The 9,860-nt window shown below is 68.8% G+C and carries 8 protein-coding genes and 1 riboswitch; of the genes, 4 read left to right on the top strand and 4 right to left on the bottom strand.

Annotated elements, in window-relative coordinates; translation table 11 throughout:
- Window positions 1-50 precede the first annotated feature (50 nt).
- From IE325_RS10525 to IE325_RS10510, 4 genes are all read left to right on the top strand, one after another.
- Window positions 51-557 (top strand): GNAT family N-acetyltransferase, encoded by a 507-nt coding sequence (locus IE325_RS10525; RefSeq protein WP_190069524.1) that lies wholly within the window; start codon window positions 51-53, stop codon window positions 555-557.
- Between the two features lie 52 nt (window positions 558-609).
- Window positions 610-738, top strand: a riboswitch (cobalamin riboswitch).
- A gap of 124 nt (window positions 739-862) precedes the next feature.
- Window positions 863-3,223 carry a ribonucleoside-diphosphate reductase subunit alpha gene (locus IE325_RS10520; RefSeq protein WP_190069523.1) on the top strand — a complete coding sequence of 787 codons (2,361 nt, stop codon included), beginning with the start codon at window positions 863-865 and terminating at the stop codon, window positions 3,221-3,223.
- Entirely contained in the window at window positions 3,223-4,236 is a 1,014-nt protein-coding gene (locus tag IE325_RS10515) for a ribonucleotide-diphosphate reductase subunit beta (protein WP_190069522.1), read from the top strand. The genes IE325_RS10520 and IE325_RS10515 overlap by 1 nt, the downstream gene beginning before the upstream one ends.
- A 220-nt stretch (window positions 4,237-4,456) precedes the next feature.
- Complete coding sequence (locus IE325_RS10510) at window positions 4,457-5,422, top strand: GlxA family transcriptional regulator (protein WP_190069521.1); 966 nt, start codon at window positions 4,457-4,459, stop codon at window positions 5,420-5,422.
- A 1-nt stretch (window position 5,423) separates the two neighbouring features.
- On the opposite strand, the gene IE325_RS10505 is transcribed toward IE325_RS10510, so the two are convergent.
- From IE325_RS10505 to IE325_RS10490, 4 genes are all read right to left on the bottom strand, one after another.
- The gene (locus IE325_RS10505) at window positions 5,424-6,770 is read right to left on the bottom strand and encodes a bifunctional albaflavenone monooxygenase/terpene synthase (RefSeq protein ID WP_190069520.1); all 1,347 of its coding nucleotides are present in this window, start codon (window positions 6,768-6,770) and stop codon (window positions 5,424-5,426) included.
- Entirely contained in the window at window positions 6,767-7,852 is a 1,086-nt protein-coding gene (cyc1, locus tag IE325_RS10500) for an epi-isozizaene synthase (protein WP_190069519.1), read from the bottom strand. Before cyc1 ends, IE325_RS10505 begins: the two co-directional genes overlap by 4 nt.
- A 209-nt stretch (window positions 7,853-8,061) precedes the next feature.
- Window positions 8,062-8,712, bottom strand: a complete 651-nt coding sequence (gene def, locus IE325_RS10495) for a peptide deformylase (protein WP_190069518.1) — start codon at window positions 8,710-8,712, stop codon at window positions 8,062-8,064.
- A 141-nt stretch (window positions 8,713-8,853) separates the two neighbouring features.
- Window positions 8,854-9,834, bottom strand: a complete 981-nt coding sequence (locus tag IE325_RS10490) for a tetratricopeptide repeat protein (protein WP_190069517.1) — start codon at window positions 9,832-9,834, stop codon at window positions 8,854-8,856.
- Between the last annotated feature and the right edge of the window lie 26 nt (window positions 9,835-9,860).

Below are 9,860 nucleotides of genomic sequence, written 5' to 3'. Positions count from 1 at the left end.
CGGAGAAATCCGGCGGCCCGCCGCTCGTCGCGTCCGGCAGACTCGGCCCCATGGACATCGTGATCCGGCGGGCGGAACCCGGCGAGTACGAGCCCCTCGGTGAGATCACCGCCCGGGCCTATCTCCAGGACGGCCTCCTCGACTTCGGCGAGAGCGACGAATACCTGAGCGAACTGAAGGACGTGGCGGGGCGCGCGGCCGCCGCCGAGGTGCTGGTGGCCGTCGAGAACGGCCGGCTGCTGGGCGGCGTGACCTTCGTCCCGTCCGGCGGCCCCATGGCCGACATAGCCCGCCCCTCGGAGGCGGAGATCCGCATGCTGGCGGTCGCGCACGACGGACGGGGCCGTGGCGCCGGCGAGGCCCTCGTCCGCGCCTGCGTCGATCGGGCGCGGGCCACCGAGGGCTGCGCGAGGATCGTCCTGTCGACCCAGCGCACCATGCACGGAGCCCACCGCATCTATGAACGGCTGGGCTTCGTCCGCACACCGGAGCGGGACTGGAATCCGATCCCGCACCTCGACGACATCACTCTTCTCACCTACGAGTTGACGCTCTGAAACCAGCGCGACACAACATCTGGGGGTGATACGACAGCCCGGCACAAGATGTATGCTCGTGCTCGCTGTCGTCGCAGGGGAATCCGGTGCGAATCCGGAACTGTCCCGCAACGGTGTACTCATGCGTGTTCGCACACATATGAGAGTCAGTCCGAGGACCTGCCGACAGCGCGCCCGGCCACCCGGCCGGTGCGCCCTGACGTCCGGGCCTCGTGGAATGGGCCGGTGGACGCGACGCCCCGTGCGCTCGTGTACCGCCCCCTGCCCTCGGCGAGGCCCCGTGCCGAGCGAGGGAGAGCCCCCACGTGACCATCGCGCCAGCCGACCCGGTTTCAGTCACCGAGCTGAAGACCGACGGTCCCGGTACCGCACTGCTGCGGACCCTCACCGAGCTGACCGCCGACCTCCTCGACGCCGACCCCGGCCGGGTCGCCGCCGCCGCGCTGCGGGGCCGGTCCGCGCGCGCGGACGAGGCGGAGCTGCGCGAGCTGGCCACCGAGGCGGCCGCCGGTCTCATCTCCGAGGACCCCGCCTACAGCAGGCTGGCGGCCAGGCTGCTGACCCTCTCCATCGCCGCCGAGGCCGCCTCGCAGGGCGTCACGTCCTTCACCGGGTCGGTCGCCGTCGGCCACCGCGAGGGCCTCATCGCCGACCGCACCGCGGAGTTCGCGCGGATCCACGCGGCCCGTCTCGACGCCCTGGTCGACACCGGCGCCGACGACCGCTTCGGCTACTTCGGCCTGCGCACCCTGCACAGCCGGTACCTGCTCCGGCACCCGATCACCCGTCGCGTGATCGAGACTCCGCAGTACTTCATGCTCCGGGTCGCCGCCGGTCTCGCCGAGGACGACAGTGTCCGCGCACTGGACGAAGTCGCCGCGCTCTACGGGCTCATGAGCCGCCTCGACTACCTCCCCTCCTCCCCCACCCTGTTCAACTCCGGCACCCGGCACCCCCAGATGTCGTCCTGCTACCTCCTGGACTCCCCGCTCGACGAGCTGGACTCCATCTACGACCGCTACCACCAGGTCGCCCGGCTCTCGAAGCACGCCGGCGGTATCGGCATCGCGTACTCCCGCATCCGCAGCCGCGGTTCGCTGATCCGCGGCACCAACGGGCACTCCAACGGCATCGTCCCGTTCCTGAAGACCCTCGACGCCTCCGTCGCCGCGGTGAACCAGGGCGGCCGGCGCAAGGGGGCCGCCGCGGTGTACCTGGAGACCTGGCACTCCGACATCGAGGAGTTCCTGGAGCTGCGCGACAACACCGGTGAGGACGCCCGCCGTACGCACAATCTGAACCTCGCGCACTGGATCCCGGACGAGTTCATGCGCCGGGTGAACGCGGACGCCGTATGGTCGCTGTTCTCCCCCGCCGACGTGCCCGAGCTGGTCGATCTGCACGGCGAGGAGTTCGACGCGGCCTACCGCAAGGCCGAGGCCGCCGGGCTCGCCAAGAAGACCATCCCGGCGCGTGATCTGTACGGCCGTATGATGCGCACCCTCGCGCAGACCGGCAACGGCTGGATGACGTTCAAGGACGCCGCCAACCGCACCGCCAACCAGACGGCGCTGCCGGGCCATGTCGTCCACTCGTCCAACCTCTGCACGGAGATCCTGGAGGTCACCGACGACGGGGAGACGGCGGTCTGCAACCTGGGCTCGGTCAACCTCGGCGCGTTCGTGGACAACGGGGACATCGACTGGGAGCGCCTCGACGCCACCGTCCGCACCGCCGTCACCTTCCTGGACCGTGTCGTCGACATCAACTTCTACCCGACCGAGCAGGCGGGCCGCTCCAACGCCAAGTGGCGGCCGGTGGGCCTCGGCGCGATGGGTCTGCAGGACGTGTTCTTCAAGCTGCGGCTGCCCTTCGACTCGCCCGAGGCGAAGGCGCTCTCCACGCGGATCGCCGAGCGCATCATGCTCGCCGCGTACGAGGCGTCCGCCGACCTCGCCGAGCGCAGCGGCCCGCTGCCTGCCTGGGAGAAGACCCGTACCGCCCAGGGCGTCCTGCACCCCGACCACTACCCGGACGCCGAGCTGACCTGGCCGGAGCGCTGGGCGGCCCTGCGCGGCCGTATCGCCACCACCGGTCTGCGCAACTCCCTGCTGCTCGCCATCGCGCCCACCGCCACCATCGCGTCCATCGCCGGTGTCTACGAGTGCATCGAGCCGCAGGTCTCCAACCTGTTCAAGCGCGAGACGCTCTCCGGTGAGTTCCTCCAGGTCAACTCCTACCTGGTCGACGAGCTGAAGGCGCTCGGCGTGTGGGACGCCCGCACCCGTGAGGCGCTGCGCGAATCGAACGGCTCGGTGCAGGACTTCGCCTGGATCCCGGCGGACGTACGGGCGCTGTACCGCACGGCGTGGGAGATCCCGCAGCGCGGGCTCATCGACATGGCCGCCGCCCGGACCCCGTTCCTGGACCAGTCGCAGTCCCTGAACCTGTTCCTGGAGACGCCGACCATCGGCAAGCTCTCCTCGATGTACGCGTACGCCTGGAAGTCGGGCCTGAAGACGACGTACTACCTGCGCTCGCGCCCGGCGACCCGCATCGCCCGCGCCGCCCAGGCCCAAGCCGCCATCCCCGCCCAGCAGCCGGCGCCCGAAGACGCCGTCGCCTGCTCCCTGGAAAACCCCGAGTCCTGCGAGGCCTGCCAGTAATGAGTACCCGTAACGCCAATCTCCTCGACCCGGGCTTCGAGCTGACCCTGCGCCCCATGCGCTACCCGGACTTCTACGAGCGCTACCGGGACGCCATCAAGAACACCTGGACCGTGGAGGAGGTCGACCTCCACTCGGACGTCGCCGATCTCGCCAAGCTGTCCGAGGGTGAGCAGCACATGATCGGCCGGCTGGTCGCGTTCTTCGCGACGGGCGACTCGATCGTGGCGAACAACCTGGTGCTGACGCTGTACAAGCACATCAACTCCCCGGAGGCGCGCCTGTACCTGTCGCGCCAGCTCTTCGAGGAGGCCGTGCACGTCCAGTTCTATCTGACGCTCCTTGACACCTACCTCCCCGACCCGGAGGACAGGGCGGCCGCCTTCGACGCCGTCGAGAACATCCCCTCGATCCGCGAGAAGGCCGAGTTCTGCTTCAAGTGGATCAACGAGGTCGAGAAGCTGGAGAGCCTGCAGACCCAGGCCGACCGGCGTCGCTTCCTGCTGAACCTGATCTGCTTCGCCGCGTGCATCGAGGGCCTGTTCTTCTACGGTGCCTTCGCCTACGTCTACTGGTTCCGCAGCCGGGGCCTGCTGCACGGTCTGGCCACCGGCACCAACTGGGTGTTCCGCGACGAGACGATGCACATGTCGTTCGCCTTCGATGTGGTCGACACCGTCCGCAAGGAGGAGCCGGAGCTCTTCGACGACCAGCTCCAGCAGGAAGTCACCGACATGCTGAGGGAGGCCGTCGAGGCCGAGCTGCAGTTCGCGCGCGACCTGTGCGGTGACGGCCTCCCGGGCATGAACACCGACTCGATGCGGCAGTACCTGGAGTGTGTCGCCGATCAGCGCCTGACGCGCCTCGGCTTCGCTCCGGTGTACGGCTCCGAGAACCCCTTCAGCTTCATGGAGCTGCAGGGTGTTCAGGAGCTCACCAACTTCTTCGAGCGGCGTCCCTCGGCGTACCAGGTGGCGGTGGAGGGCACCGTCGACCTGGACGAGGACTTCTGAGTCTTCTTGGATTCCACCGCCTTCAGCTGGCGGTCGATCCGGCGCTCGTGGAGATGTCCCACGAGCGCCGGACCCGCGAGGATCAGGAAGAGAATCACTACGGCGACGTATTCGAGGATTGCGTTCATGAGGTAAGTCTCATACCGGCAAGACACTCCTGACAGTGGCAGGACTGCCGTACACCCTCGATTTACTGCCACTTCCGAGGCACACTGGCAGCATGCTGAAGAACGTGGCGGCCGTCCTGCTCAACGGCGTGCATCCCTTCGAACTCGGCGTCGTCTGCGAGGTGTTCGGCATCGACCGCAGTGACGAGGGGCTGCCCACGTACGACTTCGCCGTCGTATCGGCGGAGGGGCCGACGCTGGGCACCCATGTCGGCGGACTCTCCGTCTCCACGCCCTACGGTCTGGAGCGGCTTGAGGAGGCCGACCTGATCGCGGTGCCCGCGGGCAGCGACTATGTCGTGCGCGACTATCCGCCCGAGCTGTTGGACTCCCTGGTCAGAGCGGTCGAGCGGGGCGCGCGGGTGCTCAGCGTGTGCTCCGGCGTCTTCGTGCTGGGCGCGGCCGGGCTGCTCGACGGGCGGCGGTGCAGTGCGCACTGGAAGCACGCCGGGGAACTGACCCGACAGCACCCGCGGGCGATCGTCGAGCCCGATGTGCTGTACGTCGACGAGGGCCCGGTGATCACCAGCGCCGGCACCGCCGCCGGGATCGACGCCTGTCTGCACATCGTGCGCCAGGAGCAGGGGCCCGAGGTCGCCAACAAGATCGCCCGGCGCATGGTGGTGCCGCCGCACCGGGACGGCGGACAGGCCCAGTACATCGAGCGCCCGCTGCCGCGCTCCCAGTGCGACACTGTCGGCGAGGTGCTGGCCTGGATGGAGCGCCACCTCGACGAGGACGTCACCGTCGAGCAGCTCGCCGAGCGCGCGCTCATGTCACCGCGCACCTTCGCCCGCCGCTTCCAGCAGGAGACCGGCACGACTCCCTACCGCTGGATCCTGCGCCAACGTGTGCTGCTGGCCCAGCGGTTGCTGGAGGCGACGGACGAGACCGTGGACGCGATCGCGGGCCGGACCGGGTTCGGCACCGCGGCCGCGCTGCGCCATCAGTTCGTACGGACGCTGGGGACGACACCGAACGCCTACCGGCGGACGTTCCAGGGCCCCGAGGCGGCCTGAGCTACTCCCGCTCGACCGGCGTCAGCAGCAGGGTGTGCGGATGCAGGGTGATCCCCACCCGGGTCGAGTCGTTCGAGCCGGACGCCTGCTCGAAGCGGTACCGGCCGGCCAGGGCCGCCGTGATCAGCGACAGCATCGCCATGGAGAAGTGGTCGCTCGGGCACTTGCGGTTGCCGACCCCGAAGGGGCTCATGGCGTATTTCGGCACCTCCTTGACGCGCTCGGGAAGCCAGCGGTCGGGGTCGAAGTCGAGGTGGCGCACGTACGACTTCGGATCGCGCTGGACGGCGTAGGGGCTGTAGACGATGTCGGCTCCGGCCGGAATGCGATAGCCACCGAGTGATGTGTCGGCCACCGCCCGGCGCGTCAGAATCCAGATCGCGGGGCGCAAACGGATCGCTTCCACGACGACATTGTTGGTGTGCCGCAGCGCACGGACGTCCTCGAATGCCACGGGGCGACCGCCGGTGACGGATTCGACCTCTGCGCTTACCTTGTCGGCGTGTTCCGGATGTTCCGCGAGCACATGGAGCAGCCACAAGATCGTGGACGCCACCGTTTCGGTGCCGGCGGTGAATATCGCGACGACCTGGTCATGGATCTCCTGCTCCCCGATGGGGTCACCATTCTCGTCCTTCGCGTGCAGCAATGCCGTCAGCAAATCGTCCGGCTTTTGACCGGATGCCCTGCGTTCGGCGATGACCTCGTCGACCAGGAGATGAAAATCGGCCAGGGCGCCATTGAATCGGCGGTTGGCCGGGAGCGGCAGGTCGTAGAGCGGCCCGAGGGGGATCACCATCCGCCGGTACATGCCGCGGAACAGGGTGTCGAGGGCGGCGCACAGCCGGTCGGCCCGCTCGTCCATGTACGCGCCGCGCAGCAGACAGCGGGCCACGATCCGCACGGCGATCCGGAAGGACTCGGCGGTGCAGTCGACGGTCTCGCCGGGCCGCCAGCGCTCGGTCAGCGCATGCGCCTCCTCGGCCATGATCGGCCCGTACCCGGGGATGGCGTCGAGCCGGAAGGCGGGCTGGATGGTGCGCCGCTGCCGCCGGTGCCGGGGCCCATTGGCGGTGGCCACGCCCTCCTTGCCGAGCAGGCTCTCCAGGGACTCCCACAGCGGCCCGGCGATCTCGAAGTCGGTGCTCAGCGCGAGCGCGCCGGTGAGGTCGGGTGTGGTGACGGCGTACACCGTCTTCGGCCCCAGTTTGATCCGTACGACGTCGCCGTGGTCGCGCAGCGCCGCCACGAAGGCCAGCGGATCGCGGACCATCCTCCAGCCGTGGCCCAGCAGCGGGACTCCCCCGCCGGCGAGGGGCGGTTCACGCAGTTCCAGGACCGTGGTCATAGCTCACCTGCCGCTTCGTTGTTGACGTACGGGGGTGTGGACCGGTCGTCCCAGCTGTCGACGCGGTAACGGCCGGACTCGTGGTGGAACCAGTAGACCGAGCTGAACCAGTTGCGCATATTGCCGACGCAGGCGCGCACGGCGGTGCCGAGTTCCGCGCCCCGCGGTGTGCCGTCGGCCAGCAGGCCGGCGAATTCCAGGGCCTCGCGCTCGGCCACCAGGAAATCGGAGATGCAGTCCTCGACGCGTCGTCTGACTTCCGCGATCGTCTCTTCGAGAGTCAGCCCCTTGTGGGTGATGAGACTGATACCGAGATTGTGGACCTCGTCGCCCGCTATTTCCTTCGGGAATGAGCAGAGATCGTTGTACCAGGCGGCGAATTCCTGGCTCAGCAGTGCCGCCCGTCGATATGCCGGATATTTGCGCACGGATTCCGGAAGTTCCATTCCGACGCTCGGCTCCAGCAGATCGGTCCAGATCGAGTGTGCGAAGGTGAGCCGGCGCAGTTCGAGGTATTCCTCGACGGTGGGGACCTTCCCTTCCATTCGGTTGTGGAATTCCTGGTCGTACGCCTCGATCACGGCGTGGAAGTGCCGGGCGAACCGCGCGTTCCAGGTGCCGGGCAGGAACGAGAACAGCCGTCCCACGCTGTCCGCGAACGCCGCCACCAGCGGATCCTCGTGGTGCAGATGGTCCTCGGGGGAGTCGAGCGCCGTGTGCAGCCGGAATCTCAGCCGCCGCCAGGCCGCCGGGCGGCGGTGGACGATGTCCCGGTCGTGCCGGTCGTCCCAGACGAAGAACCACGCGCTGTAGTCCGCGATCGCCTGGAGGACATCGTCCGGGGCGCCTATGTAGTACCCGGCCATGAGGTCGGTGTAGCACAGGCCGTCGGCATATTCCTCGACCTTGTCGGCCGGCATCAGTCGCTTCTGGAGCAACCAGGCCCGGGTCTTGTCCTGGAGCCGGGGCCAATAGGGATGAAGTCGCCTGGGAAACGCCGCTTCGATCACCGGGAGAGAGAGCGACGGTGGAACCTGGACCGCCGTCGATGTCGCTGTGGTGCTGTCCGAGAAAGCATGCACGAACAAACTCCTCTCAGCCGCCAGTTGTGCAGTCGCGTATCCCCGCACCTCCATTCAGCACCACAACTGACCGTTCTGGGAACGTATTTGCTTCATTTCGCGCGTACGCGATCGAACATGCGACGAACATGCGAACGGCGCCTGGCCGGGTGGGGAACCTGACCAGGCGCCGAGCGCCAGGAGCGTATGAGGACCTCGGTCAGTGGACCTCAGTCGTTGGGAACCACGGCGTAGCGGGGCTCGTTCTCGGCCATCTGCCGCAGCGCGTCCTTGCGCTCGCGCTTGGAGAGACGGTCGATGTAGAGGTAGCCGTACAGATGGTCCGTCTCGTGCTGCAGACACCGGGCGAAGTAGCCGGTGCCGCGGACCTTGATCGGGTTGCCCTTCTCGTCCTGCCCGGTCACCTCGGCGTAGTCGGGGCGGGCGAGCGCCGCGTACGCGGTCGGCACCGACAGACAGCCCTCATTGCTGTCGTCCAGCCGGCGCTGCTCGGCGGGCAGCTCGACGAGCTTCGGGTTGCAGACGACGCCGACATGCCGCTCGCCCTGGTCGTCCTGGCAGTCGTAGACGAAGACCTTCAGGTCGACGCCGATCTGGTTGGCGGCCAGGCCCACGCCCTCGGCGGTGCGCTGCGAGGCGAACATGTCCGCCACCAGCTGCTCCAGCTCGGCGCCGAACTCGGTGACGTCCTTGCACTCCTTGTGCAGAACCGGGTTCCCCACCACGGTGATCGGCCGCGAGGTGCCGCGCTCACGCCAGGCGTTCTCGCGCTCCTCCGCGTCCTCGGTGTCGACGACGAACCCCTCGTCGTCCACGGGGAGCACGCCCGCGTGCTGCTGCTCGGTGTCCTGCTGGGCCATGACCGACGTATGCCTTCCTGCACAAAGAAAGAGGGTGAATCCTGATACAGGGTACGGGGAGCGCCCCGATAGGGGCGCGGGGAACTGCGCGATCAACCACACACAGCCCGCAGCCTGCCGACGACCCCGCCCCTACGGCGCCTAGCAGACCTCTTCCAAGTCCCGCCAATCCCTGGAATCAGGACTGTCGGCAACCCATCCGTCCAGCAGCCCCCGGACCAACGCAGCCGGCGCAGCCACCCCGCACTCCCGCTCCGGCACCCACAGCTGCCCATCGGTCCGATGGCCGAGCGGCCCCGGATGCCCCGGCTCACTGTGATCGTGCGGATCCAGATGCTCCCCGTCCCCCTCATCGGACGGCATCCGCGACTCGGAACACATCCGGCACAGCAGCCGCACCGACGAGGACCAGTCCTCCGCGGCGAACCCCGCGTCCGCGGCGAGCTGCTCCAGCGCGTCCCGGTCGGCCTCGGTCGCCGCCTCCAGCAGCACCACCCAGGTCGGCACCGGCGAAGGCGCCCACAGCTCGATCTCGTCGAAGACGGGGTAGGCGTGCCCGGACGTCGTGGTCCGCTCGCCGTGCGGGACGCCGTCGTGCAGCACGACCTCGCCCCAGCGCCGCCCGGACGACGGCAGCGGAATCGACAGCACCTCGATCCGCGCGGGGTCGAGACGACGCCCCCACACGACCTCGGCCTCCCCCTCCGGGGACAGCCGTACGGCAGCGCTGCCCAGGTCCATGCCGACCGGCTCGCCGGAGTCGGTGGCCCCGCCGGGTACCCGCAGCCCGTACGCCTGCCAGGCCCGCCGGGCCAGCGGCCAGTCCTGCAGCGCGGTCGCGGCGATGCCGACGTTCCACCAGTCGGGCGCCCCGGTCTCCCGGTCGAGCAGCGCCACGGCACGCAGTCCGGCGGCCCGGGCCTGCTCCCAGTCGTGCCGGAACTTGTGCAGCAGCGCGAGATTGAACCAGGACTCCGAAAGCCAGGGCTCCAGATCGGCGGCACGTGTCAGCAGCGCGCCCGCGTCCTCGTACCGGCCGTCGCCGATGAGCGTGAACGCCCGGTCGGTGGCCTGCCGCCAGGAGGCGGAGGGCCGGTGCCGTCCCTTGCCGAAGATCCTCACGATTCCCGCCTGCCAGTTCCGTGGAG

Source organism: Streptomyces lanatus (assembly GCF_014655715.1).
Lineage (GTDB): Bacteria > Actinomycetota > Actinomycetes > Streptomycetales > Streptomycetaceae > Streptomyces > Streptomyces lanatus.
This window is presented reverse-complemented; position numbering and strand designations above follow the sequence as displayed.